Origin of the sequence: Uliginosibacterium sp. TH139 (genome assembly GCF_002855595.1) — a bacterium.
GTDB classification, from domain to species: domain Bacteria; phylum Pseudomonadota; class Gammaproteobacteria; order Burkholderiales; family Rhodocyclaceae; genus Uliginosibacterium; species Uliginosibacterium aquaticum.
On sequence record NZ_PKRR01000004.1, the window covers coordinates 1 to 26,734 of the forward strand.

Sequence of the window (26,734 nt, forward strand, 5' to 3'; positions counted from 1 at the left end):
GGAACGCAGGCCGGCCAGCACCTCCAGTGCGCTCGCTGCGGCGGGCAGGCTGCGGGGGTCTAAGGCCTGGTTCATGGCTTCTTGTCTGGCAGGGCGGAGGGGGTCTGGGCCTTCGGATCGTGGGCAACCAGGGCTTCGAGCAGCAGCACGTCGGTGTCGTTGGCGGATTCGCGTGCGCCGTCTTTTTTGCCCACCTTGCGGGGGGCTGTGGCGACTTCCGCTTTGCTTGTGTTGCCTTTTCCTGCGGGCGCGGCACTCTTTCGGCTGGGCGACTCCGGCGTGTTGGCGGCCGGAGCGGCCAATGTGGCGAGCAATGATTTTTTCGGTGCTGCAGTTTCTGCGGGTGCGGGAGAGGGGGCTTCCTCCGGCGCACTGGCCTGGGCTGCGGGGGCTTCGAGCGCGGCCAAAGGGGTGTCTGGCTCGATACGCTCGATGCTGGCAGGGGCGTTCTCCGCAACCAGCTCTGCGGCGGGAGAGGATTCAGCAGCCGCAGGCGGCGGGGCGGCCGGAACAGGCTGTGCGACAACGGCGGGCTCAGGTTTCTGGGCGAGGAGAGCCGGAGTATCGGTCAGCTCCCAGACGATCGAACCGATCAGGCCGGCGCTGAACAGGGCTGCGATAGCCAGCCATAGCGGGCGGCGCTTCTTTTTGGGCGCGGGCGCCGGGCGCGCGTCCAGCGAGGCCAGCACACTGATGCGCTGGGGGGCCGGCTGTCCTGCGGCTTCGGTTGCCGGCCCGAACAGGGACGGGCGACTGGGCGGTGTCGGCTTTGCGGGCGTGGGTTGGGTCATGTCGTCAGGCACGCGTTCAGTTGGCAATGCGGAATTCGATGCGGCGATTGCGCGCACGCCCTTCCGCCGTGTTGTTGGAGGCGACCGGCTCCAGCGAACCCTTGCCGATCGAGATCAGCTGGGTGCTGGCCAGGCCATGCTGGACGAGGTACTGGCGCACCGAGTCGGCGCGGGCCTGAGAGAGCATGGCATTGGCTTCGGGGCGGCCCGAGCTATCGGTATGGCCGATGATCTGGATGCTGCGGTCTCCCAGCTGTTTGATGGCGCTGAGCATTTCGTCCAGTAGCTGGCTGCCGCGGGGGGTGAGAATGGCGGAGCCCTGGTCGAACTCGACGATGCGGTTGGCCAGCGCCTTGTCGAGCACCTGTTGCTCGTTGGTGCCGACCCGCAAACCGCTGCGCACTTGATAGGTGGGATTCAGGCGTGCGGCGAGCTGGGCAGGCAATTGCTCGACTTCTTGCTGACTACCGACATCGCCGCGGATGCTGAGGCTGTTGCCGTTGACGTCCAGCTCGCCGTTGCGGACCTGCTTGAGATCTTCGGTAATGAGCTTCTGCACATAGTCAGACCAGTTCGGGGGGGCGGAGACCTTGCCGATACCAAGCTGATCGACAACCCGATCGTTGCCGTAGAGGGTGCGCAGCTTGCCGAGGATGGCCTGGCGAGTCGCTTCGTCCGGCACGGTGCCGCTGACGACGACCGGGCGCTCTGCAGCAGCAGGGGCGGCCGGTGTGGTCTGGGCATGGCTGGTCACGCTACAGGCGAGCAGGGTGGAGAGCAGGAGGAGGTGTGGAATCTTCATGATGTGTGCTGTGCCTTGGGGTCAGGCGCCGAGAAATACTTCGCCGAAGGTGGTGATGGCCTGGGCGAGCGAGAGGTCGGGATGCTCGAGGTAGGTGGAGAGCTTGGTCAGCGCGTATTCGGAGGCGATGTAGTCTTCTACCCATTCGGCATCGCACAGGTCGATGTTGGCTTCAAAGGAACGCGCCGGGTTGAAGATGGCTTCAAGGCCGAGCGCGCTGGCGCCCGAGAAACCGAGTATCAGCTGGGGCCGACCCTGCAAATGGGTGCGCATCAGGCTGATTTCATGATCGCCGCGTGCCAGGAAGGGGGCTACCAGGCTGAGCCAGAAAACGGCCGCCGGCCCGGCCTGCTGCTTGTCTTCCGGCAGTGGCAGGGCCAGGCCCTTGCTGGCGGCTGCACTGGAGCCGGAGAGCAGCGGTGAGAGCAGCAGGCCCAAGGCGATCACGCTGTAGCGCAACAGGCCAGGATTGCCGGCCGCATGCAGCTGGGCCTCCAGCTGGCCGATGCTCAGATCCAGCATCAGACCCTTGCGCTCCGCTTCCAGCTCGGCCAGATCGGCTGGCACACGCAAAGGGGTGACTTCGATGCGGGCCAGGGCTTCGCTGATATCGCTGGCCTGGCGGGCGTCGTCGAGCAGACGCTCCATCTCTTCCCAGCTCTGTTTCATCGCCAGCGGTAGGCAGGGCAGGAAGGAGAGCGGAGTTTCACTGCGCAGGCTGCCGGCCACCAAAAAGGGGAAGCGCCGGCCGGAGCTGTCTTCGCTGCTGATCATGCGGCCGAGCAACACGTTGGGGCTGCGGCTGCCCAGGAAGGTGAACAGGATGGCGGGCAGGGCGTCGAAGTGGCGCTTCCAGTCCGCATCCACGGCCAGTTGAGCGAGGCTGGCGGAAATCCAGCTATCCAGCGTGTTGATGACGGCCGAGCCATTGTGGCTGCGGATGAAATCGCCACGCGAGGGCAGCTTGCCGAAGTGAATCAGCGGCTCGTTGCCAATCTGCAGGGTGTAGGGCGCATTCATGTTTCAGCGCACCTCGACCGCAGCGACCGCCGGAGCGGGAGTGCCTGCGATGACTTGCGGCAATTGCAGTCCCTTGAGGCTTTGGGCAGGAGCCGGGCTGTTGCTGTTGCCCTGTGCCTGAGCGGCATCGGCACTTTGCTGGCTGATGATGCGCAGCACCACCGAGACCTGCTGGTTGCCTTCGCCCCAGCTCAGCTCGAAATCACCATTGTCACGACGCTGACGGCGTGCGGCTCCGATCATTTTTTCCAGGCCAAAGCGACCGGGGATGTTGAGCAGCTCGGTGACGCGACCATCAAAACCGGTGGCTGTGACGCGTGCGCCTGGCGTGCCACTGCCCGGCCACTGGAAGCGATGCCAGGCGGTTGCGCCGTTGCGATAACGCATCTGCTGGCCGTCGATCTCGACGGCGTATTCGGTGAGTCCGGAGGAGGGCACCGGCATGATCTGGAAGACAGTTTCCGGTGCACCTGCTGCCGCGCCGCTATTCACCGGCCCGCCGGGGTTCGCCACGTAGCGCGGGTAATTGGCGGCAAACTCGGGGTTGAGGGTGATGCCAATATCCGCCCAGGTGCGCGGCGAGAAGGTTTGTCCGCGCTGTACGACCAGGGTGGCGAGGGTGGCGCTGGCGTACTTCGAGATGGCGCCGTCCGGGCCGAAGAACTGGGCGATCTCGGCCGGACTGGCTTCGATGCGCGAATCGGCCTGGAACGGGTATTTGGTCCCCAGCGTGCGATTGAAGGGCTCGAAGACCTGGGCCAGCCAGATCTTGTTGAGCTCTACTTCAGCCGGCTTGACGATGACGGTGAAGGATTCCATCAACGGGCGAACCAGCAGCGGCCGGATGGTGCTGCGCTGCGAGTCCGAGAGACCGATGAGCATGCTTTCATCCACGAAACGTAGCGCGTCGGCCAGCTCGGAGCTGCTGCCGTCGAAGGTCTGCTGCATCAGCTGACGGGCGGCCGGACCTGGGTCGCCCGAGGTCTTGATCTGATTGAAGCGGGTGCGCAGGGCTGAGAGGCGTGAGAGGTAGCCGGTGAGCAGCACATCCTTGTTTTCGCCGCGCGGCATCATGAGGGCGGCGATGGCAGCGAACTCTTTGCCGATCAGGCCCATCTGCATTTCGCCGGCACCGCTGGCGAGATTGACATTGACGTTCACCTGGCCCGGAGCCTGACGCAGGATGGTCTCCTTGAACCAGGCGACGATGCCGCGCTTGGCACCGGCAAGCTGGGAGTTGATCAGCGAGGGGTTGTCCCAGGAGGTCTCGCGGTAGAGCGCTTCCATCAGGCGCTTGACGGGTGAGCTGCCGGGGTCCCCCAGGCGGTTGAGGCCGGTGACGGCGGCGGTGAAATCCGTGAAGCCTGCCACCGTGACACCTTGCAGGAATTTCTTCCACTCGGCGGCGTACTCGGCCTTGTACATCTCGACCAGTGCCTTCTGGATCTGCTCCGGGCTGCCTTGCAGGGTGAGGTCTTCGCGGGTGCTGGTCTTGAGCACCCAGTCGGAGGACTGCAGCTCCTTGTTGGCGGCTTCCTTGATCGCCGGGTCGACGAACTTTTCCCAGGCATCGCGGGTAAATGCACCGGACATGGCGTAGCTGCCGGCAACGAGCTTGCTGTCTTCCTCGCCGACGATGCGTGCCACGGTCAGCGGCGGGAAGCGGGTGGCTGCGCGGGCCTTGATTTCGGCATACACGCGTTCGCGGGCCGGCATGCCGCGCACCACGCGGCGCAGGTTTTCGCGCACCTGATCGACGAGCGCAATCTTGTTGTCGAGCACCGGGAAGTCCGGCTGGGCGGTCTGGGCCAGGAAGAAACCGAGAATGTGCTCGGCACTCTTGATCATCTGCTCGCGCGGCATGCTGCCGCGGTTGGCATCCAGCCACACGCGCCAGAAGCGGGTGATCTGGTCGTTCAGGTGACCGGATTCGAGACGCTCGCGGTTGGCCAGCATGAGGTAGGTCTTGAGCGCGTTGTAAGCGTCTTCCACGCTGCTCGGGGAGACTTCGCGATAGAGCGATGGTTCTGTGCGTGCAGTAGCCACGGTGGGCGCCGCCGAGGCCTGGGTGGCGGTGCTCTGAGGCTGGAGCTTGTCGGCGTTGGCATTGACTTCGCTGAGATAGCTCTCGATCGATTCACCGACCGGACCCAGCAACACCGCCTTGATGCCGTTGAAATACTCGTAGCGCAGGCGCTGCTCGATGGCATTGCCCTGGTATAGGCCAAAACCGAGCGCCAGTGGCTTGTCTTCGCGGAACTGCTGGAGCTGCTGGATGCGATCCTGAATGACTTCGATGGCTTCCAGACGGCTGCCTACATCGGTGCGGCTCTGCTGGATGGCCACGGCGCGGTCCAGATCGGCCTGCACATTGGCGAGCAGCTTCTGGTTGGCGAGGAAGGACCAGGTCCATACCGAGAGTGCCGCGCTGAGCAGCAGTACGGCAGCGCTGAAACCGATGATGCGTGCGCGCTGAGTCGCACGGGAAGTGAACTGGCGCACCAGTCCCTTGTCGGCAAAGATGACCTTGGAGAACAGGTCCGAGAGGAAGAAGCCGGCGCCTTCGTAGATGCTGACCGGCGGGCGGGTGACGCCGGTCGGCTTGAGGGCGAAGAGCTCGCTCATGCGCTGGTCCGAGGTGCTGACCGGAGCGCCTTCACGGACCGCGCTAGAGAAGTAGAAGCCGCGGAACACCGGCTTGTACTGGAAGGGGTTTTCCTCGAAGAGTGTGGCGACGAAGGCACGCAGGCTGGCACGGGTGGCTTCGAATTCGAGCGGGAAGCTCAGCACGCCAGCGCCGATCTTGCCATCGAGGCTCATCGACATGCGGGCGACCGACAATTCGTGCAGGCCATCGATCAGCTTGGCGAAGTGCTCTTCGAAGGAGGCGACGGCGTCGGTCTTGCCCTCCGGGTCGAAGGGCAGGGTGGCGCCCCAGGCGCGGGCGCGCTCCTGAGCGTCCGCATCCTCGAAAAACTCGGCAAACCCGGCAATCAGGTCGACCTTGGTGAACATCAGGTAAACCGGGGCAAACACGCCCAGCTCATCAGAGAGCTCCTGCACGCGCAGGCGCAATTGCTTGGCGAGATTGATCGCGTACTCGGGCCGGTTCTGGCTCAGCTCGGCGATGCTGACGGCGATGATGATGCCGTTGATCGGAGCCTTCGGGCGATGACGCTTGAGCAGGTGCAGGAAGGACAGCCATTCGCCGCGATCGGCTTCGTACACGGAGTAGCGGCCGGCGGTGTCGACCAGGATGCCTTCCGAGGTGAAGAACCAGTCACAGTTGCGGGTGCCACCGAGGCCATGAATCACGTTGCCGGTGACGTCCGAGAAGGGAAAGTTCAGCCCTGAGTTAACGATGGCCGAGCTTTTGCCGGCGGCCGGGTTGCCGATCACCAGATACCAGGGCAACTCGTACAGGGCTGCGTTGCCGCTGAGCTCGCCGAGCTTGGACGTCTTGATCGTTTTGACCGCGTCGAGCATGCGCTTGCGCAGGGCTTCGACTTCCGGGCGCTTGTCCGGTGTAGCGGCCTGCACGGCGCGCTCGGCTTCGGCTTCCAGCATGCCGGAAATAGCCTCAGCGCCCTTGCGGGCGCGGTGGGCACGCCACAGGCGCATCAGTACCCAGGCCAGTACGGCCACGGCAAGCACGATGCCTACCCAGAGCAGGGCGATCTGCAGGGTGCTGGCAGAGATCAACAGAAAGGCGGTCAGGGCGAGGAAGCCGATGGCGGCTAACACGCGGGAATCAAACAGGAAGGACAGGAGGCGGCTCATCTTGAATCGGACCAGGAAAAAATCAGCTTGCGGAAACTTGCCAGGGACGCAGCACGGCGAGGCTGCGCTGGACGGGATCGAACAGGGCGGCGGCGAGCACTGCACGGCTCTCCGCTTGCGCCGTATGGGCGGCCATGACCAGGGCCAGCAGTGGGCCGGCATGGCCGGTGTGGCCGAAGCTACGGCCCAGCGAGAGGTGGTCACTCACCGGGTCGAGTTCAGGCAGATGGGTGCTCATGAGCGTGGCGGCTTCGGTGAACCAGGCTGCGCGTTGATCGCAATCCGAGCTCAGGCCGCAGACTTCGCTGGCAGCAAGGCCGGCGTGCTCCAGTAATTCCGGCAGCAGGCGACCCAGCAGCTCGGCGTCGGTGCGACCTCGTGCGTCGACAGGCTTCTGGCGTGCCCCCCAGGCGCTGCGTTCGAGGCGTGCGAGCGCCTCGCTTTCTGCAGGGATCTGCGAGGGCGCGGCGGCGAGCAGGATTGCGGCGGACTCTCCCGGGACCAGGCCGTCCGGCGTGCTGGCACTGAAGAGACGCCCTTCGGCTTCGAGTTGATCGATCCGTGCCTGATTGCTGAGGCTATCGCAGGCCACAAGCATCAGGGTGGCCTGGCTGCCCGGATTTTTGCGCAGGTCCAGAGCGAAGGCGTCGGCGACCCGAATCGGGTCGTGATGCAGCTCCGGGCGCTGCGCATCGTGCTTGATGAAGCCGATGGCAAATCCTGAGAGTTCAGTGAGACGCTCGCGGAGATGGGCGGTGAGCATGTCTTGCCATGGGGCGGGGGCAAAGAGCTTGATCAGCAGCGGGCGTTGTGCGGGCGGCGTACCCGCGGGCGTGTGCTCAGGCAGCGGCAGCGGCGGGAGCGCCGCCAGGGTGTCCAGGCTACGGGTGAGCGGGCCGTCCAGCAGGGCCAGCAGACGTGCGCCATCGGCCACTGCTTCAAGTTGCGAGGGATGTTCGGGGCTCGCGCTGTGCAGCCATTTCTCTAGCCACTCCTGATGGGCTTCAGTATCGAGATCGGCATGGCGTGCGCAGCTCACCGGCAGGCCTTCGGCATTGAGCATGTCGTCAGCAAGTTCCGGCCGCAGCTTGCCTTCGCGCAGCTCTGGCAGAACTTGTTCGGCCCAGTCTCCACCGGGCGTGGAGAACTCAGCGGCCAGGATCGCCAGCGGCAGCGGGATGGGTGTTGCAGCAGGCTGGGCAAGCGGTGCGGCAGGGGCCGTAGCCGGGCTGGCGCTGGTAGCGGGCTCGCGTGTCAGCCAGGTGAAGGCCGCCTTGCCAGCAAACCAGAGGGCCACCGCGGCGAGCGGGATATAGACGAAATGCAGCAACAAGGCATTGCCATCGACCTGGGCAGCGCTCTGCTGCAGGTAGATCACGGTGGCCAGCCAGATCAGGCCCACCAGCAGGAAGGGTACGAGCAGCAGCCCGAGGATACGTTGCATGCCGGCCTCAGATGTCCGTGGTGAAGGACTGTGAGGCGATCAGGGTGGCGCCACAGGCTGTCTTGTCGCCATGCCGGGCAACCGGTTTGCCCTCGATCAGGCAGGTTTCGTCGCCGGTGACGATCACGGTGGTGTCGTTGTGCCCGCGCTTCGGGCAGCTCACCTTATCGCCCACGCGAGCCACCTTGCGGCCGTGGATATCGGTGGTCGGGGCGCCTTCGAGCACCACGCCGCCATGATCGGTCTTGTCGCCAACGAGAATGATCGGTCGATTCATCTTTGAATTGCCTGTCTTAAAGTGTTGCGGGGGATTTGTCGGTGCGGCTGGGAAGACGCGTCGTGCCGCGCAGTTCGACGTGACCGAAGTCCATCATCTTCCAGCGCCCGCCCCAGGTAAGGCCCATGGCTTCGGCTTCCTGGCCATAGAGCTCGTAGCCACGCATGGCCCAGGGATCTTTTTCAGAGATCACCAGCTTGCCGTTGCGCACGAAAGCCACGTCGGCGGCCATACCGTACTGGTGATAGCTCTGGAAAGCCTTGGCATTGGTGACATGGCCGCCCATGGCCGCGAGTTGATCCTGTCGCTCCGGGCTGCGATAGCCTTCGAGTAGAGCCATTTCATAACCGTGTTCATGCATGCGCTGGAATACGTGCAAGAGGCGCTGGCTGAAGCCGTCATCCAGCAAGCCCCAGTCCCGGCTGGCATTGGCCAGGGCGGGGCGGAGGGTGAGGACTTCGACGGTGGTAAAGGAGTCCGGCGGCAGTGGTGGTGGAGGCACGAGGCGCTCGCCAGCCAGCAGGGCAGCAATCACGGCATCTCCTCCGCGCGGCGCGTCGGCGAAGCTGCCGACGTTGATGTCCTCACGCAGGAGCAGGAGCACGAGCAAGGGGATGAGCAGAAACGCAGCGGCTCCCAGCCACCACAGGCGGTATTGCCACAACTCTTCACGCAGGCGCGACACACCGTCGCCGGTGAGCGTGGTGCCGCTGCGCCAGCCTTTCATGCAGGCTTGGGCTAACTGGCTGAATGGTGAAATTGCAATATTTGCCAAATTGATTGTGGTGTTGAGCAGATATTTCCGGGTTTCTGCGAAAAATATCGAAACACACACCAGAACAATCAAAATCACATAAGCGAAAACTATTGCTACTGCCACGAAGTCCCCGATTCAAAAGCTCTTTTTGTGTTACCAGAAGGTTTTTTAGAGTTGGTGTTTTTGTTGATTTGAGGTGAATTTGACGACTAAAAAATCATTTAAATTCAATGGCTTGGATATTTACAGAAGGCGCTTTGAAGGGCAAGTGCCCGATTGGTCTGCTTGAATTATTTGACGTGATCTGAATAGAAAAAAGCCCTGCGGCAGACGGTCGTCCACCGAAGGGCTTTTTATTACTTAAGCATGCTCCCTGGCGGCGCAGCCAGAAACCTCCGATCAATGCTCCTCGCCGGCATCGAAGCCCAGCAGGTCCTCGAAGCGCGATAGCGCACCTTCTTCCTTGAGAACGGTTTTGAGCCAGACATGGAGTGGCATTTCCCCCCAGTTGGCGGCCTTGTCGGCCAGGTAGGCGACCGGACTGTGCGGTTCGGTGCGACGGAAAAAATCGGCCACCTCGCGCAACTGCTTCAGGGCCTGTTCGCGTGAGCGCAGGGGGCCGCCAGATTGGCTCGTCTGGGTAGCGGAAGGGGTTTCGTTCGCCAGGCTCTCGCCGCCCGAGGCCTCAAGTGGCTGGCGCGAAGCTTCTGCGCTGATGCCGTTTTCCCGGGCCATGCGTTCGATTTCTGCGGCATAGGCTTCGATTGCGCTGCGCAAGGGGGTGAAGGAGGGGCCGTCCATGCCAAGGTGCGCATCGATATTGCGGCCGAGCTGTTCCAGAGTGTTTAGGCAGGTGGTGCAGGCGGCCAGGGTTTGCTCGTAGAAGGCGCGCGGGCTTGAGCGTTGAGCGTCGCGAACCTGTTGCAGGGTGATCCGCTGGGCACTTCCATCGTCTTCGGGGGCCTGGTTACGATCGAGCAGGGATTGCAGGGCCCGCGCTGCGTTCAGGTCTCCCAGGGTGTAGCGGGCGGCTTTGCCCTGAACAACCGGAAAACCCCGTACGAGTTGTACGCCACGCGTGATCAGCCAGCCGATATTGCCGATGCGTTGCTCCTGGTCACCGTCTTCTGCCTGAGGGTGAAGATCACTCCAGAAGCGGCAGACCAGTTCATCGATGGCCCGCAGGCCATGGTTCATGCCGGAGATGCCGTGGGTCTTGGCTAGTGCCTCGGTGAGCCAGGAGGCCAGGCGCAGATCCTTGGTCCGCTCTGTCAGCAGTTGCTGACAGACGCTGGCAGCGCGCTTCCAGTCGGCCTCCTTGATCGAAGTGACCCATTCGCCCTGATCGATGCTGGGGTCGTCCTCACGGCGGGCTTCCTGGATCTCGTCGAATTCGCTGGAGAAAGACATGTCTTCCCCGCACGGATTGGTGTCAGAAAGTGCGGCGCCGAGGGCGTCGAGTTCGGGCAAGCTAGAGGCGTTCATGGTGTCAGGTCCACGGGAAAAATGAGCAGGAGAGCGCTCGTCTGGTCAGGATCGGAATGTGCGCGAGGCGCGATTCTGATGCAACTTGTGAGGCCCGACTTTCCGACCAGCCCTTGGTCTGTGCCGACGAGCAGAGGATTCTGCGTTCATGCTGAGGGCGTTGGGGCGTACTTTCGTCTGCTTTCCATACGCTAGCGATTGTGCGCTGCGGATTGACTCGATCCTGTACGCAGGTAGCATCCAAACGTTTGTTTGAATATTGCCTTTACATGCCGCCTGCCGGATCGCCCGAATCTTCTTCGCTAACTGCCGCCCGCATCATGGATGCGGCCGAAGGCCTGTTTGCAGAGCATGGTTTCGATGGAAGCTCGATGCGCATGCTCACGGCTGCGGCAGGTGTCAATCTGGCGGCGGTGAACTATCACTTCGGTAGCAAGGCTGAGTTGATCCGACGGATTTTCCAGCGTCGGCTAGCCGACTTGAATGGTGAGCGCATGGCGAGGCTGGAGGCACTTGAGGCCAGCGTAGAGCCGGGTGCGGCTTTGCCGCCCGAACAGATCCTCGAAGCCTTCTTTGCGCCGGCAGTGCGTCTGGCCAGCGATCAGGCCGGTGGTGGTGCGATCTTCATGCGTCTTCTAGGGCAGGCGTATACGGCGCCGGTGGAGGGCTTGGGTGAGTTCATCGCTGCGGCCTACGAGCAGGTGTTGCAACGCTATCTGGAGGCTTCGTGCCGTGCGTTGCCGGGCTTGCCGCGTGATGAAGTGGCCTGGCGCCTGCATTTTGTGGCAGGCGCCGCGACGTATGTCATTTCCGGTGCCGATGCTTTGGCCTTGCTGAAGCATCCGGAAGAGCGGGATCCGGCGCGCTTGCTGCGTCGGATGGAGGTTTTCTTTCTGGGAGGGCTGCAAGCCCCTTGGCCAGCAGCTTGATGGGTGCGCGCTGGTGCGGGGTTTGTGGGTGAGTGCAGGTTTATATAACTAGAGGTTTTCAGGAGAGTTGCATGCAGAAAAAGAGGATGGTTCGAGCGATTGCCGCCGTGTTCGGTTTGGGCTTGAGTGGTGTGGCAGGCGCGTCGGGCTTTCAGTTGCTTGAGCAAAACGCCAGCGGTCTGGGCAATGCCTATGCGGGCTCGGCTGCGGTGGGTGAGAACGCCAGCACGGTGTTTTTCAATCCAGCCGCAATGACCAAGCTGAAGGGCGTTAATGTGTCCGCCGGGGTCGCACTGATCCAGCCGAGCTACAAATTCAGTGATGAAGGCTCCTCGAATGCTCCCGCAGCCAAGGGTACGAATGGTGGTGATGCCGGTGGTATTGCCGCGCTGCCAAACATGTATGCAAGCTGGCAGGTTAGCGACAAGGTGTTTGCCGGTCTCGGTGTGGGCAGCCCGTTTGGTTTGAAGACCGAATATGACAATGACTGGGTCGGGCGTTTTCAGTCCACTACTTTTGATATCAAGACTTACAACGTCAATCCCTCTATGGCTGTGCAGGCGACCGAGAACGTGTCGCTGGGTTTTGGTGTGAACTATCAGCGCATGGAGGCTTTGTACAAGCGCCAGGCTGGTGTTGCGTACCCTCCGGGCTCGAATGCAGCACTGAATGCCATGGTGCAGGGCACCACCGTAACGCTGGATGCCACGAGTGAAGCCTGGGGCTGGAATGCTGGTGCTCTGTTCAAGCTCGGCAGTAGCATGGATCTTGGCGTTTCTTATCGCTCCAAGGTCTTTCATCGCCTTGAAGGCACGCTTACTTCGACCAATCAGGCCGTATCGCCGGATACCCATGCCAGGGCTGATCTGACTTTGCCGGATACCTATATCCTGAGTATCGTCCAGCGTCTGGATGAGAACTGGGAAGTGCTGGGCGATGTGTCGCGCACTAACTGGAGCAGCGTGGACAAGGTGGCAATCGATCGTGCCAACGGCTCGACTGCTCAGACGCTGGATGCGCGTTTCCGTGACACCTGGCGCTTCGCGCTGGGCGGCACCTATAAGATCAATGCCAGTTGGAAATGGAAGTACGGTATTGCTTACGACCAGACCCCGGTGCGTAGTGCAGAGGAGCGTCTGCTCTCGCTGCCGGATAACAACCGTTACTGGATTTCTACCGGAGCTCAATGGAAGCTGGATAAGTCTTCCACGGTTGATGTTGGTGCTGCCTATCTCTACATCCCCAAGTCAAGCGTGTCGGCTGATCAGCGCAGCAGTGGCCGCGGCAGCGTGGTGGGCTCCTACGATGGCAGCATCGTGATTCTGGGTATGCAGTACTCGGTCAGCTTTTAAGCGTTTGCTGGCAACAAAAAAGCCGCTCAGTAATGAGCGGCTTTTTTGTTGCAGACGGGGCTGATCAGGGCTTGGCGAGTTCGAAATCGGCGCCTGCCTTCTTGCAGTTTTCAGCGGCCTTGTCTGCCATCTTCACCATCGAAGCCGGCGCACCTGCAGGGGCCTTGGCGCCGGTGCAAACGTACAGCGGCTTGCCCTTGTAAGACCATTGGGTCGAGCCATCTTCACGCTCAATGATCTTGTAGTCGCCACCGGCTACGTCATCCGGACCCGGATAAAGCGGGCCGAAGACCTTCAGGCAATCGAGCACGCAGGCGCTCTTATCTGCGCCCGCATCTTTCTTGTATGTGTAAAGCACCTCACCACCGGTGCTGACCAGAGTGCCATCCTTGACGACGGTCGGAGCCACGAAGCTGGAACTGGGGGCCGAGCTACAGGCCGAAAGCAGTGCGAGGGAAAGCGATGCAACTACGAGGCTAAGCGGGTGCTTCATGGTGATCCTCCTGATGTGTTGTCAAGCTAACTCGGGGTCTCGTCTTGGACGCCAAAGGCATTATTCCAAGGAGAAGAAACTTTCTCAATGCCTATATGAGTTTGCTTTATCAGTTTGCAGCCACTGGTGTTGCGCCAGTGCCAGCAGTGAAGGACCAATTATTCTTCCAGGCGGCATGAACGGCATTCGGGTATTCCGGTTTTCCTAGGCTACCGTTATAGCGCCCCAGGGCGCGGAACACGTCGCCCTTCTCGATATCCAGATAGTGGCGCAGGATCGTGCAGCCGTAGCGCAGGTTGGTGCGCAGGTGAAACAGGTTGGTGTCCGGCGTACCGATGGCCTTCACCCAGAAGGGCATGACCTGCATCAGGCCACGCGCGCCCACGCTGGATACGGCGTACTTGCGAAAGCCGCTCTCGACCTGGATCAGGCCCAGCACCATTTGCGGGTCGAGCCCCGCGCGTTGGGCTTCGTAATATACGGTCTTGAGAAATTCGACCCGTTCGCGCGTGTCGGGCATGCGTTTGGCCAGGCGTGGAGCCATCTCGTTGAGCCAGCGCAGCTTTTCGTTCAGCGACGGGAAGATGGGCTCTGGCGCGGTCAGGTCCGCAACCGCCGCGTGCAGCGCGGCCTGTACGCTGGCTGCGAGCGCCTCTTCGCGCTGCGCACCGGCCCATGCCGTGCAGGACGACAAGGCCAGCAATGCAACAAGAAGAGGGCGCAGACTCAGTTGCACAGGCGTGTCTTGATGAAAGCCGCAATCTCGGCAACCGGGACCTTGGTGGCTTCGGCCTCACGACGGCCCTGATACTCGGCCACGCCTTCCTTCAGGCCACGATCACCAATCACCACGCGGTGCGGCACACCGATCAATTCCCAATCGGCAAACATTACGCCTGGGCGCTCATCGCGGTCATCCAGAATCGCGTCGATGCCCGCCGCCCGCAGTTCGGCGTACAGCGAGGTGGCCGCTTCCCGTACGGTTTCAGAGCGGCTCCAGCCCATCGGGCAGATCACGATCTGGAAGGGGGCGATGGCGTCCGGCCAGATGATGCCGCGCTCGTCGAAATTCTGTTCGATGGCCGCGCCCATGATGCGGGTGACGCCTACGCCGTAGCAGCCCATCTCCATGACTTGTTCCTTGCCGTCCTCACCGATGAACTTGCAGCCCATGGCTTCGGAGTAGCGTGTGCGCAACTGGAAGATGTGACCGACTTCGATGCCGCGGCAGATGGCCAGCGTGCCCTTGCCGTCCGGTGAGGGGTCGCCGGCAACGACATTACGGATATCGGCAACGGCCGGTTCCGGAAAGTCCCGACCGAGATTGGCGCCGGTGTAGTGGTAGTCGTTCTCGTTGGCACCGATCACGGCATTACTCATCACGGCAACGGCGCGGTCCATGTAGACCTTGCCCTGGAAGCCGATCGGGCCGATGGAACCAGGTTCGGCACCGAAGGCGTCGCGGATGGTGGCCGGGGAGGCAAAGCGCAGCGGCGAGAATACGCCGGCGAGCTTGCTGGCCTTCACTTCGTTCAGCTCGTGGTCGCCACGCAGCAGCAGTAGTACCGGCACGCCGTCGTCGCCATCAACGATGACCGACTTGATGGTCTGGCGGGCCTCGATCTTGAGGAAGGTGGCGAGCTGTTCGATGGTCTTGGCGCCGGGGGTGTGGATCTTTGTCAGCGCGGCAGACGGCGCGGGGCGCAGCGTCGCGGGCGCGACGGCTTCGGCCAGTTCGACGTTGGCGGCGTATTCCGAGTCCGGGTTGTAGGCGATGGCGTCTTCGCCGGTCTCAGCGATCACGTGAAATTCATGCGAACCAGTGCCCCCGATAGCGCCGGTGTCCGCTGCAACGGCACGGAACTCCAGACCGAGGCGGGTGAAGATCGAGGAGTAGGTGCTGAACATGTTCTGGTATTCGCGCTTGAGGTCCTCGAAATCCTTGTGGAAGGAATAGGCGTCCTTCATCGTGAATTCGCGGCCACGCATGATGCCGAAGCGGGGGCGGCGCTCGTCGCGGAACTTGGTCTGGATCTGGTACAGGTTCTTCGGCAGCTGGCGATAGCTGCGCAGATCCTGACGCACGATGTCGGTGATGACTTCTTCCGAGGTCGGTTGCATCACGAAGTCGCGCTGATGGCGATCCTTGAAGCGCAAGAGCTCGTCGCCCATCTTGTCGAAGCGGCCGGTCTCCTGCCACAGCTCGGCCGGTTGCACGATGGGCATGGAAAGCTCCACCGCGCCGGCTCGGTTCATTTCCTCACGGATGATGTTCTCGATCTTGCGGATCACGCGCAGACCCATCGGCATGTAGTTATAGATACCGGCGGAGAGCTTCTTGATGAAGCCGGCGCGCATCATCAGTTTGTGGCTGACGATCTCTGCATCGGCGGGGGCATCCTTGAGGGTCGAAATGTAGAACTGGCTAGCGCGCATGATGAGGCTTCGGGTGGAAAGCGGATGGACAATCTGGAATTGTACCCGAGGGCCCCGGCTACGCGCAGCGCGGGCTGGCGAGAGGTTTCCTTGGGCGGGGAACTATGGAAGAATCGCAGCAGTTCATGAATTTCATGGTGATACCCATGCTCGACAGGGACGGCTATCGGCCCAACGTCGGCATCGTCATCGTCAACTCACTCAACGAGGTTTTCTGGGGCAAACGCATCCGCGAACATTCCTGGCAGTTCCCGCAAGGCGGCATCAAGCAAGGGGAGTCCCCCGAGCAGGCGATGTTCCGGGAGCTTTATGAGGAAGTTGGATTGCGTCCCGAGCACGTGCGCGTGCTCGCCCGGACCCGTGACTGGTTGCGTTATGACGTGCCGAAGCACTGGATCAAGCGCGAGTGGCGCAGCACCTACCGCGGTCAGAAACAGATCTGGTTTCTGTTGCGTCTTGCGGGGCGAGATTGCGACGTGAACCTTCGCGCCAGCGGTCACCCCGAGTTTGACGCTTGGCGCTGGACTAATTTCTGGGTGCCACTGGAGGGCGTCATCGAGTTCAAGCGCGGTGTCTATCGTGCTGCGCTGAATGAACTGGGTGTCAGCCTGTTTCATGGCGACATGCAATCCCGGCCGCGCTCCTACGAGCCCGAAGCGCCGGCGCGTCAGGCCTGAATCATGCTCGATCGCCTCATCATTAGTTTCGATCGTGCCCTGCGCACCCTGGCGGCCGAGCCGCGCAGCATGCGTGCGGTGCCGGGTGCGCAACAGCCTGAAGCTGTGCTTGATGATTCCCAGCGCAAGCATGTAGCAGGGCTGATGCGCATTAATCACGTCGGCGAAATCTGCGCCCAAGCTCTTTATCAGGGGCAGGCTCTGACGGCACGGACTCAGCACTCACGCTCTGTGCTGGAGCATGCCGCGGACGAAGAGACCGAACACTTGGCCTGGACCCTGCAGCGCATCCGTGAGCTTGGTGGTCGCCCCAGCTTGCTCAATCCTCTATGGTACGGCGGAGCACTGGCGATCGGCGTCGGCGCGGGACTGGCGGGAGATCGCTGGAGTCTGGGTTTTCTGGCTGAGACGGAAAAGCAGGTTGAAGCCCATCTCGACAGTCATCTTGGTAAAGTGCCACAGAATGATCTGCGCAGCCGCGAGATTCTTGAACAGATGCGGAGCGACGAGATCGCGCACGCTGAAATGGCGCAGGAGCTTGGCGGTGCCGCCTTGCCAGGGCCTGTGCAGGAGGCCATGCGTCTGGCCTCCCGGGTCATGACGACAGTGGCCTATCGCGTTTAATACCGCCGTCGGCTTCAGGCAGCGGGCGTTTCGATGATTTCGAAGTCGTGGGTGATCTCGGCCGTCTTGCCAAGCATGATCGAGGCAGAGCAGTACTTGTCCGCTGACAGCTTGATGGCGCGCTCAACGATCTCCGGCTTCAATTTCTGGCCGCTGACCAGATAGTGGTAGTGGATGCGGGTGAAGACTTTCGGGTCTGTTTCGGCTCGTTCAGCCTTGAGCTGTACTTCGCAGCCAGCAACCGCATGACGTCCTCGCTTGAGGATTAGCACTACGTCGTAAGCAGTGCAGCCGCCGGCGCCAGCCAGGATCAACTCCATGGGGCGAGGCGCCTGATTTTGCCCTCCCAGATCACCCGCCCCCTCCATTCGGATGGTGTGTCCGCTGGTGGTGTCGGCGACGAAACGGGCATCGCCATCCCATTTGACAGTGCATTCCATGGCTTGAGCTTCTCTTCTCTATTCTCGGGAACGCGAGTGTAAAACCCTGTGGAAGTCTCGTGTGAATTGCGTGTTTGCGGTGTAGCCTGCAGCCTGGGAGAGAGGCTTGCCATGGTTCGACGCGCCTTTGGTATTTGTCAGTCCGTGAATATTTCCCTTGATGAATCATGGTTTTGTTGGTATTGGCAGTTTTTATGGGTGAATAGAAACAATCTCGCCCGAAGATCAGCCTTGATTCTTGCAATGCACCATCGGTCACTCCATAATTGAACCGTGTTGATCGCAGTGCTTTGCGATCCGTCGTTTGTCTCCTCCACCCTCCTCCTTTGGTGTGGACTTGGCGCAGCCCCACAAGGGCTGCGTTTTTTTCGCCTGTAATCGACGGCAAGCCTTCCGCCGGTGGTGACAACATCGTCTTTGATGATGTGTTTGACACCGCTGTTTTAAACCGCATATACTTGCCGACTTTCCGCGTACGGGTGTCCGTTTCGCGTACAACAAGACAAGACTAGAGGAAACTCTGTGATGAAGACCTTTTCCGCCAAGCCGCATGAAGTGACGCACGACTGGTTCGTCGTCGATGCGACCGACAAGGTGCTTGGTCGTCTGGCCAGCGAAATCGCACGCCGCCTGCGCGGCAAGCATAAGGCCATCTATACGCCGCACGTTGATACCGGTGATTTCATCATCGTGACCAATGTCGAGAAGCTGCGTGTGACTGGCGACAAGGCACTGGACAAGAAGTACTACCGTCACTCGGGCTACCCGGGCGGTATTTACGAAACCAATTTCACCAAGTTGCAACAGCGCTTCCCCGCTCGCGTGCTGGAGAAGGCCGTCAAGGGCATGCTGCCCAAGGGCCCCCTCGGCTACGCGATGCTCAAGAAGCTCAAGTGCTACGCTGGTGGTGAGCATCCGCATGCTGCCCAGCAGCCCAAGGTGCTGGACATCTAATCTAGGAGCGAGAAAATGCCCGTTGGACAGTACAACTACGGCACGGGTCGTCGCAAGACTGCGGTGGCTCGCGTATTCATCAAGGCCGGTTCCGGCAAAATCGTCGTCAACGGCAAGCCGCTCGACGAATTCTTCTCCCGTGAAACGGGTCGTATGGTGGTTCGTCAGCCTCTGCAGCTGACTGAGACCAGCGATCGTTTTGACATCATGGTCAACGTGAACGGTGGCGGTGAGTCGGGTCAAGCTGGTGCAGTGCGTCACGGTATCACCCGTGCCCTGATCGACTTCAGCCCTGAACTGAAGCCTGCTCTGAAAAAGGCCGGTTTCGTGACTCGGGATGCACGTGAAGTTGAGCGTAAGAAGGTCGGTCTGCGCAAAGCTCGCCGTGCCAAGCAATTCTCGAAGCGCTAAGCGTTTCCTGGATTCAACAAAAAGCCCGCATAGCGGGCTTTTTGTTTTTCAGACCCTATTTTTTCGCGGGCATGAGTGCTTGTCGAGCTATCTCAATGCCTTCAGCGCGAGTTTGTCCAACCAACTAAGCGCCTTAGTTCATTGTTTCGTAAAGCGGGAGGGTGAGGAATTCTACGTACGGATCCGAGAGCGACATCTCTTCGAAGATCTTGGCGGCTTGTTCATAGTTGGTTGCGTTTTCTCCTTGGGCGGTTACCGTGGCTTTGACTTTTTCCAGCTCCTGCTGGATCAGGTTGCGAACCAGCACGGCATCCACCTTGCGGTCGTCGTCCAGCACACCCTTGGGCGAGCGTACCCATTGCCACACCTGCGAGCGGCTGATCTCCGCGGTGGCTGCGTCTTCCATTAGGTTGTGGATCGGCACGCAGCCGTTGCCGGCGAGCCAGGAGCCGAGGTAGTGGATGCCCACATTGATGTTGTTGCGCAGGCCCGCTTCGGTGATCGGCTGCTCAGGCACGAAGTTCAGCAGGTCGGCGGCACAAAATTGCACGTCGTCGCGCTGCTTACCCCACTGATTGGGCGCATCGCCAAGCACCTTCACGAACTCCTCGTGCGCGATCGGCACTAGCCCCGGGTGGGCCACCCAGCCGCCGTCGAAGCCATCCACCGCGTCGCGAGCCTTGTCTGCCCGTACACCGGCGAGCGCCTTCTCGTTGGCTTCCGGATCATTCTTGATTGGAATCAGCGCTGCCATGCCACCGATGGCGGGTGCGCCGCGCTTGTGGCAAGCCTTCACCAGACTCAGCGCATAGGCACGCATGAAGGGCGCGGTCATCGTAATTGCGGAGCGGTTTGCCAGGCAGAAATCTTTGTTTTCCTTGAATTTCTTGATGCAGGAGAAGATGTAATCCCAGCGCCCTGCGTTGAGCCCTGCGCTGTGCTCGCGTAGCTCATAGAGAATCTCTTCCATCTCGAAGGCTGCAAGGATGGTCTCGATCAATACCGTGGCCTTGATCGTGCCGCGTGGGATGCCCAGTTCGTCCTGTGCCATGCAGAAGATGTCGTTCCACAGGCGTGCCTCCAGATGGCTCTCCATCTTCGGCAGATAGTAGAAGGGGCCTGCGCCTCGCGCGATCTGCTCTTTTGCATTGTGGAAAAAGGCCAGCGCGAAATCAAAGATCCCGCCGGACACACGCTGTCCGTCAACAAGTACGTGTTTCTCGTCCAAGTGCCAGCCACGCGGGCGAATCTGTAGGGTGGCGACCTTGTCCCTCAGTCTGTATTCCTTGCCGGCTTCGCTGGTGTAACTGATCGTGCCGTGGATGGCATCGCGTAGATTGATCTGCCCCTGAATCTGGTTGAACCAATTCGGCGCGTTGGAATCCTCGAAGTCAGCCATATACGAGTCCGCCCCGGAGTTCAGTGCATTGATGATCATCTTGCGCTCGACCGGTCCGGTGATCTCGGTGCGGCGGCAACGCAGGGCAGGGGGAAGGGGCGAGATCCGCCACTCTCCTTCGCGAATGACTAGGGTTGCGGGCAGGAAATCCGGGAGCTCACCTGCGTCGATACGAACTTGACGTTCGGTTCGAGCTTTTAGCAGTACTTGGCGTCTGCCTTCGAACGCCTGATGCAACTTAGCGATAAGAGCCAATGCCTCAGATGTAAGGATAGTTTCGAAGCCGGAGTGGAGGGGGGCATAGATCTCGATAACAGAGGGGCGTGGCATGTGTGAAGCTCCTGCAGGAGGGATGTTGCACTGCAGTGTAGGAGTGAGCTAATCGATGGAGCAAGGGCGGAATTACCACTATCGATTGGGTGTCATGTCTGACAATCACGCTTTCCCCAGAAAAAAACCCGCTAATAGCGGGCTTGGTCTGCATTCCTCACGGCCAAAGGCTATTTCTTCCAGTTGCCTGTACGTGCGCCGGTATTGGTAAGCGTTTGATTTCCATCGTTTGCCTGACTTGTTCCGGTTTTTGGGGTGGCGGTGACGGTGAAATCATTTGCATTACAGGCTCCCGCAATCGTGTAAAAGTCATGACTAGGGCCTGATACGCCACAAGTTGTGCCGCTTGAGTTGTATTTTCCGTTTGTTGAGTAATAGCGCTCCAAGCTTTGGGCATACTCTGTTGCGGCGCGTTGAGCGTCAGCACGTCGTGTACTGACAATGTAGCTTGTGTAGGATGGCAAGGCGATACTCGCAAGTATCGCAACAATGGCCACGGTGATCATCAATTCGATCAGAGTGAAGCCGGATTTTCGGTGTGAATGATTTAGGGCAAGCATGATGCAAGGTTCCTGAGTGGGAATTACATCGGACAGACGAAGGAAATCGCCTGCAGGATGACGACAGAGTTCGAATTCAACCCTTGCCCTTTCCCCATGATGCTGTAGGGCAGGCAGCTTTCTTTTCCTGTAGGAACGAAACTGCTGGCGGGTGTCAGTGCATTAATCACGAATTTGGCACTAGTTCCTTGGCCTGTGGCAAGGGTGACCTCTTTTGAGTCTGTATCAGACCAAGCAGAAGGAACAGTGTTCGCTGCAGATGCAGCACCAATACCGGTGTTTGGGATACTGGTACACGGCCCCATGCATGCCTCTCCGTTTGCAGTCAGTGCTGCCTGTGCCTGACTCAAGGCTTGTTCGGCGGCCTGATAGGCTCGCGAGCGGTCCATGTGATTCCCTGTAATGCGTTCCCCAAGCGTTCCTGTGCGGGTTGCAGAGAGTACAAGAATGGTCAGTGCGAGAAGCAAAACCAAGGATACGATCAGTGATAAACCTTGTTCTTTTTTTCCGAAGTAGCTCATGGTGTCTTCTTCCTAGCGATTCCTGAGCAGAACCGTGCTCTGGAACTGGCGATAGAGCTTGCTATCGGTCTGGGAGTTGCTGATATCGGTGCCGCTACAATTCTTGACAGCAGAGGCCTTGCTGATGCCTGCGTCGGCCATCTCGGTACGCAAGATCAGACAAAGTTGTACTGCTACGATCTGCACACTGGTGACGCCTGTTGGTAGCGTGGTGACATAACTGTCTGCGACACAGTCGCGATTCGCGCCAGCACCTCCGCACCGATAGTCATCTGCTAGTGTGTTTGGGGCGGCTGCAGTATCGATGCCATACATGACCTGAAAATCGACCACTTCGGTACCGCGGCCTCCGGTCTGTGTGGCAATCCAGTCGGTGGTAACGGGGGTGGTGTCACTCGTAATACAGCTCAATTTGCTGCTGGCAAATTGAATGGTAAGCGTGGTGTCAGTTCCGCTAGTGATGGCGGCCCCATTGCAGTTGACAATATTTGTGCCATCCCCTTTTGTTCTGAGGACGAATTTTGTCGAAGGAGTGGTTGCATCAGGGGCTATGCGATCTGCTGCAAGTGCCTCACTGGGAGGGCGATAACCCGCCTGGGATATCAGGCGCTGCAGCATGGACAGGGCAAATCGCCCATCTTCGGTGAGCCGCGCCTGCATTTCCTGAGTGCGGTTGGTTTGGCGGGTGCCTATATATATCTGAACAAGTGCGACCACCACCAGCATTGACAATACCAATGCCACCATCAGTTCGATCAGCGAGAAACCCGGCTGTCTTTTATTCATCATTCGATCACCACAGAGTAGCTGGTGTTGGTGTTGCTGGATTGGCTACGGTCGTCCAGCCAAGTGATGGTAAGGGTGTAGCGGAAATGATCGGCATAATTACCAGCAGCGCTGGTCAGCGTATAAGTTGCCTCAGGCAACTGAGTGCGCAGGAGTGTGTTCCAATCAGTCATTTCCGTACTGACACGATAGGCCTGATCTGTTGAATCTTGAGCAGAACAAGTTACCGTACTTTTGTCTGATGTGTTTTGCACGCACTTGGAAAAGTCTGGTGGGGTGGCGGGTTTGACTTCCGAGGTCGAATCAGCCAGAAAGGGCGAGCGATTTGCTCTAATTCGTTCGCCAAGGTTGGTAGCGAGATCGGCAGCGATACTGCGGTAATAGCTGCTCTGACTCATCATCAGGGTTTTGGCTTGAAGGGCTGCAAGGCCCACTAAGCCCAGCACCAGAACAGTGATCGATACGAGCACCTCGATGAGCGTGACCCCAGCTTGGGAGCGGCGGGCTAACATTTCGTATTCCTTGCTGGTCATCATGTGCAGGTAGTTGTGCCGATGGATTTTGTGGCGCGCCCGGAGGCGGATACGCTGACCGTCTGTTGCTTACGCCCGCTGATACACAGAGTGAAAGTGCTTACCGCCGTCACGCTACCCAGCGTGGCTGAGTATTCGACCTTCGTGTCTGAGTTGGTGACGCTGACGCCCGAGCCGGTCGGTATGCGTTTCAGGATGTTGCTCCCCTCTGCGATCAACCAGCCGTTGCCCCAAGAGGCTGTAGTCGAGCATGCTGCTAAAGCAGAGTCCGTGTCCGAACTGTTTGCTGGACACAACTTGACGACCTTGCGTTGCTGCACAGCTTCCTGCCGAGCAAGATTCAGGGCGGTCACCAGTGCGTCAGACTGAGCTGATAGTCTTGAATCGCGCACCATATCCATCATGCTTGGAGCCGCCAAGGAGGCCAATACGGCCATCAGCGCGAGCGTAACCATCAATTCTATGAGGCTGAAGCCTCTGGATTCCTCTGAGATGGGGCTGCAGAAGACCCTCACTTGAGTTCCTTCCATGTGCCGGTTTCAACGCGGACGCCGGAGGCTGGACCTAGCATCCGGTCACGGTCGATGGTGTCGGTACCGATCGTGCCGCTTAGCACGACTCCTTTTCCGGATGAGTAATACTTAGCTGCACGATACACCGCCATTGAGTTGACTTCGCGGAGGGCTATCTTGCTGCCCTCAGCGCCGTAAGCTCCGTCTGTTGTGAGCTCAACGACTGCGCTTTGATCCGCTACGAAAGTGAGTTCTGTGGGCATGCCGCTGCGATCAAACCCGCCCGCATAGGCATTGCCGCTTGTGAAGGGGATCTGGTCTGCAGTTGTAGATTTGTCGTCTCCATCAATATCTACGAAGCTGTATTCACGACCGGTGCGGCTCTTCGGAGTGGAGCCTGTGAGCGGGTTGAGGCCCATGATCCAGCCCTTTCCTCCTGGAGTGCAAACTTCTCCAGACTGCACGCTGCCGGTTCCAAAAAGTGCTTTGTCTGCATACACCATTGGTGACGTAACGAGGCGCTCTCCGCCAGGAAGATCAATGTACCAGCCACGTTTAACGCCGAGATCCACCGTATTGGCTGACATCTTGCGATAGGTGCCCGCGCGTTTTCCAGTCGCGCTCATTGTGTAGGTGCTATCAATGGTCTGTGCCACGAGGCTGGACTTTGCTGCGGTGCTAACTGCGCTCTTGAAGTTATCGACTACACCGTAAAGAGCCTGCGTTCTGGTGTCGGTCCTATCGGTATCGAGCAAAAGCTTGCCGCTACCAAAAATTACCATCACCTCACCATCGGTGCCGGTCGGGAAAAGACCTGGGCGCTGCACAATCGGCTGTGTGGTGCCTGCGTCAAAAAGCGGGGTGGTGGAAACTGAAAAAGCTGATGTACTTGAACTTGTCAGATCAAAACGCCACACCTTCCCATTAAGATCGCCCGCATAAACGTAGTCGACGATCCCATCACTGTCGTAATCCCAGCCCGCCGGGCTAGATAAACCACTGCCAAGCTCTGTTGTGCCATTTTTGACTTCAATTTTTTTGATCAAGGCTCCGGTGTTGGCATTTACGATGAATAAGGCAGAGCCTTTGCTGCTTGTCTTCTGGCCGCCACCATTGCTACCTGTGTCATCGAAGTCGCTTTCGTAGCCATTGCTGAAAATGATGGCTGGTGTTGCTGTTGTCGCCGAGGTGCGTACGTTGTAGATAATCGGTGTGCTGAAGCTATAGCCGATTTGAGCATCGCGCTGGTCGTTCCATTCCCATTTCACGGCGCTAGCAGCTCCGCCTGTCAGTGTGCTTGAAGACGTTACATCCAGAGCGTAATAACCTTGCCCACCCTGACCAAGTCCGCCAGCAAGAATGGTTCTCCAGTTGGAAGTAGTGGTCTTTCCATCTGAAGAGGTAGTTGGGAAGTTGACATCTTCGCGCCGTGAGCTGCCATTTACGAAAAATGCGTGAGGCGTGCCAGTTGCCTGCCCGTAATCGGTTTTTGGCAAGGACTTAAGATTGCGATACACCGCATGCGGCACATAACCCATCAATTCAGTCATCGTGCCGATGTCGAAAGCGTGCATCATCCCGTCGTTGGCTCCGACCAGCACAAGGTTGCGCGAGGCGGTGTCTGTTTTGAACTGGGCGTAAGTGGGGTCAGTAGTAAAACCGGACGATTGCGCGATGATGGTGGGCTGCGCGTCGACCATGTCCCCCAGTTTTCCGTTGGGACGGCTTCTCAGGTCTGTTACGTCTTCACCACGAATCCATTTGATCGTGTTTTGGCGTTCCGTGGCGTCAGCGCCCAAGCCCGCCTGCTGACTGGTGCTCATCAAACCAAGATTTGCAGAAGTAAAATCGAAAGTAGATGTTGAGCTGGATGTGACTTGGCTTGTGTAGATTTTGCGTGATGCAGCGGCCGGAATAATAGCTTTCGGCGTGCTGCAGTCTCCTGTGATCGTTCCACTCTTGTCTAGGTTTTTGCAGCGTAATTCGCCATACCAGCCTTGCGGATTAAATACAGGCTGAATTGCGACGTTGCTGGCATAAGCCACCTCACTTCGCGTGGCTACGCCACCCGCATTTGAAACCGAGGCTACGATGTCATTGATTGCATTCGTCAAAGCGGCATTTAAAGTCGCTTCGTCTGTCGGTTTGTAGGATTTCCCGCCTCCAACGGTAGCTGCAGCAGCCAATACAGGATTGTCTACGGAGAAACCGACCGTGTAGGTAATCAAATTCTGCTTAATGAACTTAGGATCGTCATAGGATTTACTGTCGCCGTCTGTTCCGCCGACTTTTAGATCCGAAATATAGGCATACTTTGCAACGTCCCTGATAGCACGAAACCAGTTGTAACCATCCTTACTTGTATCGTCGTCGAAGCCTGGGGTCCCTGTGGAGCCTTCCAATGTTGCAGGGCAGGTGACGGTCAGTCCGTCGTCGGCTGCAGTGTCGGCACTTTTGCAGATAGAGAAATTTTTGCTGACAGCATCACCATTACTTTTTCGGGCGGTATAAGACAGCGCGGAGAGTCCTGCACCGGGGAGAGTGTCTTCATCAGTTGCCATGCCGTCAGTAATGACAAGCACAAAATTTTTCTGGCAGCGATACTGGATTGGGCTTGTGTAACTTCCACTCCAAGTGTTGTAGAGAGATGTCTCCCCCTTGAAGTAACGCGTGATTTCCGTAAGACCTTCACCGAGTGGAGTGGACGTGCGTGCCCACATATTGCTGATGGCAGTATTGAGAGTTGCCTTGTTCGTATCCGTCATATCAGCAACTGGAGCTCGCAGCTTAGCGCCGACGCCGCGAGTTGCATTGCTGGCGTTGAGTTTTTCGTCCTGAAAAGTGAATAAACCAAAGCGCACGCCCGGGTTGTTGGCGACAACATTCCTGGCAACCCGTTTTGCAATATTCATCTTTGTGTCTGGAGACACTGTTTCACTGTCAACAGCGTCGCGAAAGCCTTTAATGTTGTCGTTGATGCATTTGTTGTAGCCGCCAGATTGGGTGTCAGGGTTGCACTTGCTGGTTTGTACCCACTTGTTGTTGCTGTCTTGCCCCATGCTCCCAGAAGTGTCGATGTAGAGCAGTACGTTGGGTGTGACCGAATTCGATAGGGTCGGGGGGAGCGCAGGATAAAACTCAGATCCTTGTGCAAGACGTACCCCGAAGGTTGCCGGGAAGGCCAGTGCGATGGAGAGAGATAGGGTGCTGAGCTTGAACTGTGCGCGCTTCATGGCGACCTCGCTGTCTGGTGTTGCGTTTGTGCCTAGCATTGCAGTTGCTGCATGACATGGCTTGCTTAAGATTGCCTGAGTTTTGGTTGTTGAAATGGCAAATTCAACAAAATCGCGACAAAGGGGCGTATGTTCCTGACGGGTGGATCTGTGTCTAAGGTGGTTGAGCAATCTCGGTTGTTCGCATA

The 26,734-nt window shown here is 59.2% G+C and carries 25 protein-coding genes; 6 read left to right on the forward strand and 19 right to left on the reverse strand.

What is annotated here, in order from left to right; all coding sequences use genetic code 11:
• Positions 1-71: 71 nt before the first annotated feature.
• From C0V76_RS09880 to tssA, 8 genes are all read right to left on the reverse strand, one after another.
• Entirely contained in the window at positions 72-818 is a 747-nt protein-coding gene (locus C0V76_RS09880) for a hypothetical protein (protein WP_158239203.1), read from the reverse strand.
• Positions 808-1,593: an OmpA family protein gene (locus tag C0V76_RS09885; protein ID WP_101942253.1), complete on the reverse strand. Its 786-nt coding sequence runs from the start codon at positions 1,591-1,593 to the stop codon at positions 808-810. Before C0V76_RS09885 ends, C0V76_RS09880 begins: the two co-directional genes overlap by 11 nt.
• A 21-nt stretch (positions 1,594-1,614) precedes the next feature.
• On the reverse strand, positions 1,615-2,613 hold the full coding sequence (gene tagF, locus C0V76_RS09890; RefSeq protein ID WP_101942254.1) for a type VI secretion system-associated protein TagF: 999 nt from the start codon (positions 2,611-2,613) through the stop codon (positions 1,615-1,617).
• A 3-nt stretch (positions 2,614-2,616) separates the two neighbouring features.
• Positions 2,617-6,393 (reverse strand): type VI secretion system membrane subunit TssM, encoded by a 3,777-nt coding sequence (gene tssM / locus C0V76_RS09895; RefSeq protein WP_158239204.1) that lies wholly within the window; start codon positions 6,391-6,393, stop codon positions 2,617-2,619.
• Positions 6,394-6,415: 22 nt separating this feature from the next.
• Positions 6,416-7,837 (reverse strand): hypothetical protein, encoded by a 1,422-nt coding sequence (locus C0V76_RS19900; RefSeq protein WP_158239205.1) that lies wholly within the window; start codon positions 7,835-7,837, stop codon positions 6,416-6,418.
• 7 nt (positions 7,838-7,844) lie between these two features.
• Positions 7,845-8,114 carry a PAAR domain-containing protein gene (locus tag C0V76_RS09900; protein ID WP_101942256.1) on the reverse strand — a complete coding sequence of 90 codons (270 nt, stop codon included), beginning with the start codon at positions 8,112-8,114 and terminating at the stop codon, positions 7,845-7,847.
• Between the two features lie 16 nt (positions 8,115-8,130).
• A complete protein-coding gene (locus tag C0V76_RS09905) occupies positions 8,131-8,841 on the reverse strand; it encodes a M15 family metallopeptidase (protein ID WP_101942257.1) in 711 nt (236 codons plus the stop codon).
• A 429-nt stretch (positions 8,842-9,270) separates the two neighbouring features.
• On the reverse strand, positions 9,271-10,356 hold the full coding sequence (gene tssA / locus C0V76_RS09910) for a type VI secretion system protein TssA (RefSeq protein WP_101942258.1): 1,086 nt from the start codon (positions 10,354-10,356) through the stop codon (positions 9,271-9,273).
• A 269-nt stretch (positions 10,357-10,625) separates the two neighbouring features.
• On the opposite strand from tssA, the gene C0V76_RS09915 reads away from it, so the two are divergent.
• Positions 10,626-11,285 carry a TetR/AcrR family transcriptional regulator gene (locus C0V76_RS09915; protein ID WP_101942259.1) on the forward strand — a complete coding sequence of 220 codons (660 nt, stop codon included), beginning with the start codon at positions 10,626-10,628 and terminating at the stop codon, positions 11,283-11,285.
• Between the two features lie 71 nt (positions 11,286-11,356).
• A complete protein-coding gene (locus C0V76_RS09920) occupies positions 11,357-12,637 on the forward strand; it encodes an OmpP1/FadL family transporter (protein WP_101942260.1) in 1,281 nt (426 codons plus the stop codon).
• Between the two features lie 64 nt (positions 12,638-12,701).
• Here the strand turns inward: C0V76_RS09920 and C0V76_RS09925 are convergent, their stop codons facing one another.
• The 3 genes from C0V76_RS09925 to C0V76_RS09935 form a co-directional block, all read right to left on the reverse strand.
• A complete protein-coding gene (locus C0V76_RS09925; RefSeq protein WP_101942261.1) occupies positions 12,702-13,130 on the reverse strand; it encodes a hypothetical protein in 429 nt (142 codons plus the stop codon).
• Between the two features lie 109 nt (positions 13,131-13,239).
• Positions 13,240-13,866, reverse strand: a complete 627-nt coding sequence (locus tag C0V76_RS09930; protein ID WP_254048217.1) for a lytic transglycosylase domain-containing protein — start codon at positions 13,864-13,866, stop codon at positions 13,240-13,242.
• The gene (locus tag C0V76_RS09935) at positions 13,857-15,566 is read right to left on the reverse strand and encodes a proline--tRNA ligase (RefSeq protein WP_101942262.1); all 1,710 of its coding nucleotides are present in this window, start codon (positions 15,564-15,566) and stop codon (positions 13,857-13,859) included. The genes C0V76_RS09930 and C0V76_RS09935 overlap by 10 nt, the downstream gene beginning before the upstream one ends.
• 146 nt (positions 15,567-15,712) lie before the next feature.
• On the opposite strand from C0V76_RS09935, the gene C0V76_RS09940 reads away from it, so the two are divergent.
• Together C0V76_RS09940 and coq7 are read left to right on the forward strand one after the other, a co-directional pair.
• The gene (locus C0V76_RS09940; protein WP_101942745.1) at positions 15,713-16,243 is read left to right on the forward strand and encodes an RNA pyrophosphohydrolase; all 531 of its coding nucleotides are present in this window, start codon (positions 15,713-15,715) and stop codon (positions 16,241-16,243) included.
• Between the two features lie 3 nt (positions 16,244-16,246).
• Positions 16,247-16,867 carry a 2-polyprenyl-3-methyl-6-methoxy-1,4-benzoquinone monooxygenase gene (gene coq7, locus C0V76_RS09945; RefSeq protein WP_101942263.1) on the forward strand — a complete coding sequence of 207 codons (621 nt, stop codon included), beginning with the start codon at positions 16,247-16,249 and terminating at the stop codon, positions 16,865-16,867.
• Between the two features lie 14 nt (positions 16,868-16,881).
• Here the strand turns inward: coq7 and C0V76_RS09950 are convergent, their stop codons facing one another.
• Positions 16,882-17,307: an OsmC family protein gene (locus tag C0V76_RS09950; RefSeq protein WP_101942264.1), complete on the reverse strand. Its 426-nt coding sequence runs from the start codon at positions 17,305-17,307 to the stop codon at positions 16,882-16,884.
• Positions 17,308-17,832: 525 nt separating this feature from the next.
• Between C0V76_RS09950 and rplM the strand changes: the two genes are divergently transcribed.
• Both rplM and rpsI read left to right on the forward strand, forming a co-directional pair.
• Positions 17,833-18,261, forward strand: coding sequence for a 50S ribosomal protein L13 (gene rplM, locus C0V76_RS09955; RefSeq protein WP_101942265.1), 429 nt, complete (start codon positions 17,833-17,835; stop codon positions 18,259-18,261).
• A gap of 15 nt (positions 18,262-18,276) precedes the next feature.
• Entirely contained in the window at positions 18,277-18,672 is a 396-nt protein-coding gene (gene rpsI, locus C0V76_RS09960) for a 30S ribosomal protein S9 (RefSeq protein WP_101942266.1), read from the forward strand.
• 133 nt (positions 18,673-18,805) lie between these two features.
• On the opposite strand, the gene aceB is transcribed toward rpsI, so the two are convergent.
• From aceB to C0V76_RS09995, 7 genes are all read right to left on the reverse strand, one after another.
• A complete protein-coding gene (gene aceB, locus C0V76_RS09965) occupies positions 18,806-20,401 on the reverse strand; it encodes a malate synthase A (RefSeq protein ID WP_101942267.1) in 1,596 nt (531 codons plus the stop codon).
• 170 nt (positions 20,402-20,571) lie between these two features.
• Entirely contained in the window at positions 20,572-20,961 is a 390-nt protein-coding gene (locus tag C0V76_RS09970) for a type IV pilin protein (RefSeq protein WP_101942268.1), read from the reverse strand.
• 23 nt (positions 20,962-20,984) lie between these two features.
• Positions 20,985-21,482, reverse strand: a complete 498-nt coding sequence (locus tag C0V76_RS09975; protein ID WP_101942269.1) for a PilX N-terminal domain-containing pilus assembly protein — start codon at positions 21,480-21,482, stop codon at positions 20,985-20,987.
• 12 nt (positions 21,483-21,494) lie between these two features.
• Positions 21,495-22,271, reverse strand: a complete 777-nt coding sequence (locus C0V76_RS09980; RefSeq protein WP_101942270.1) for a PilW family protein — start codon at positions 22,269-22,271, stop codon at positions 21,495-21,497.
• Positions 22,268-22,804, reverse strand: a complete 537-nt coding sequence (gene pilV / locus C0V76_RS09985) for a type IV pilus modification protein PilV (protein WP_101942271.1) — start codon at positions 22,802-22,804, stop codon at positions 22,268-22,270. The genes C0V76_RS09980 and pilV overlap by 4 nt, the downstream gene beginning before the upstream one ends.
• Positions 22,801-23,331, reverse strand: a complete 531-nt coding sequence (locus C0V76_RS09990; protein ID WP_101942272.1) for a GspH/FimT family pseudopilin — start codon at positions 23,329-23,331, stop codon at positions 22,801-22,803. The genes pilV and C0V76_RS09990 overlap by 4 nt, the downstream gene beginning before the upstream one ends.
• A complete protein-coding gene (locus C0V76_RS09995) occupies positions 23,313-26,717 on the reverse strand; it encodes a pilus assembly protein (protein ID WP_143707397.1) in 3,405 nt (1,134 codons plus the stop codon). The genes C0V76_RS09990 and C0V76_RS09995 overlap by 19 nt, the downstream gene beginning before the upstream one ends.
• Between the last annotated feature and the right edge of the window lie 17 nt (positions 26,718-26,734).

What these genes read in the sequence shown, in the direction of transcription:
- C0V76_RS09885 (WP_101942253.1), bottom strand. Translation starts at nt 1,593, where the DNA reads ATGAAGATTCCACACCTCCTCCTGCTCTCCACCCTGCTCGCCTGTAGC.
- tagF (WP_101942254.1), bottom strand. Translation starts at nt 2,613, where the DNA reads ATGAATGCGCCCTACACCCTGCAGATTGGCAACGAGCCGCTGATTCAC.
- tssM (WP_158239204.1), bottom strand. Translation starts at nt 6,393, where the DNA reads ATGAGCCGCCTCCTGTCCTTCCTGTTTGATTCCCGCGTGTTAGCCGCC.
- C0V76_RS19900 (WP_158239205.1), bottom strand. Translation starts at nt 7,837, where the DNA reads ATGCAACGTATCCTCGGGCTGCTGCTCGTACCCTTCCTGCTGGTGGGC.
- C0V76_RS09900 (WP_101942256.1), bottom strand. Translation starts at nt 8,114, where the DNA reads ATGAATCGACCGATCATTCTCGTTGGCGACAAGACCGATCATGGCGGC.
- C0V76_RS09905 (WP_101942257.1), bottom strand. Translation starts at nt 8,841, where the DNA reads ATGAAAGGCTGGCGCAGCGGCACCACGCTCACCGGCGACGGTGTGTCG.
- tssA (WP_101942258.1), bottom strand. Translation starts at nt 10,356, where the DNA reads ATGAACGCCTCTAGCTTGCCCGAACTCGACGCCCTCGGCGCCGCACTT.
- C0V76_RS09915 (WP_101942259.1), top strand. Translation starts at nt 10,626, where the DNA reads ATGCCGCCTGCCGGATCGCCCGAATCTTCTTCGCTAACTGCCGCCCGC.
- C0V76_RS09920 (WP_101942260.1), top strand. Translation starts at nt 11,357, where the DNA reads ATGCAGAAAAAGAGGATGGTTCGAGCGATTGCCGCCGTGTTCGGTTTG.
- C0V76_RS09925 (WP_101942261.1), bottom strand. Translation starts at nt 13,130, where the DNA reads ATGAAGCACCCGCTTAGCCTCGTAGTTGCATCGCTTTCCCTCGCACTG.
- C0V76_RS09935 (WP_101942262.1), bottom strand. Translation starts at nt 15,566, where the DNA reads ATGCGCGCTAGCCAGTTCTACATTTCGACCCTCAAGGATGCCCCCGCC.
- C0V76_RS09940 (WP_101942745.1), top strand. Translation starts at nt 15,713, where the DNA reads ATGCTCGACAGGGACGGCTATCGGCCCAACGTCGGCATCGTCATCGTC.
- coq7 (WP_101942263.1), top strand. Translation starts at nt 16,247, where the DNA reads ATGCTCGATCGCCTCATCATTAGTTTCGATCGTGCCCTGCGCACCCTG.
- C0V76_RS09950 (WP_101942264.1), bottom strand. Translation starts at nt 17,307, where the DNA reads ATGGAATGCACTGTCAAATGGGATGGCGATGCCCGTTTCGTCGCCGAC.
- rplM (WP_101942265.1), top strand. Translation starts at nt 17,833, where the DNA reads ATGAAGACCTTTTCCGCCAAGCCGCATGAAGTGACGCACGACTGGTTC.
- rpsI (WP_101942266.1), top strand. Translation starts at nt 18,277, where the DNA reads ATGCCCGTTGGACAGTACAACTACGGCACGGGTCGTCGCAAGACTGCG.
- aceB (WP_101942267.1), bottom strand. Translation starts at nt 20,401, where the DNA reads ATGCCACGCCCCTCTGTTATCGAGATCTATGCCCCCCTCCACTCCGGC.
- C0V76_RS09970 (WP_101942268.1), bottom strand. Translation starts at nt 20,961, where the DNA reads ATGCTTGCCCTAAATCATTCACACCGAAAATCCGGCTTCACTCTGATC.
- C0V76_RS09975 (WP_101942269.1), bottom strand. Translation starts at nt 21,482, where the DNA reads ATGAGCTACTTCGGAAAAAAAGAACAAGGTTTATCACTGATCGTATCC.
- C0V76_RS09980 (WP_101942270.1), bottom strand. Translation starts at nt 22,271, where the DNA reads ATGATGAATAAAAGACAGCCGGGTTTCTCGCTGATCGAACTGATGGTG.
- pilV (WP_101942271.1), bottom strand. Translation starts at nt 22,804, where the DNA reads ATGATGACCAGCAAGGAATACGAAATGTTAGCCCGCCGCTCCCAAGCT.
- C0V76_RS09990 (WP_101942272.1), bottom strand. Translation starts at nt 23,331, where the DNA reads ATGGAAGGAACTCAAGTGAGGGTCTTCTGCAGCCCCATCTCAGAGGAA.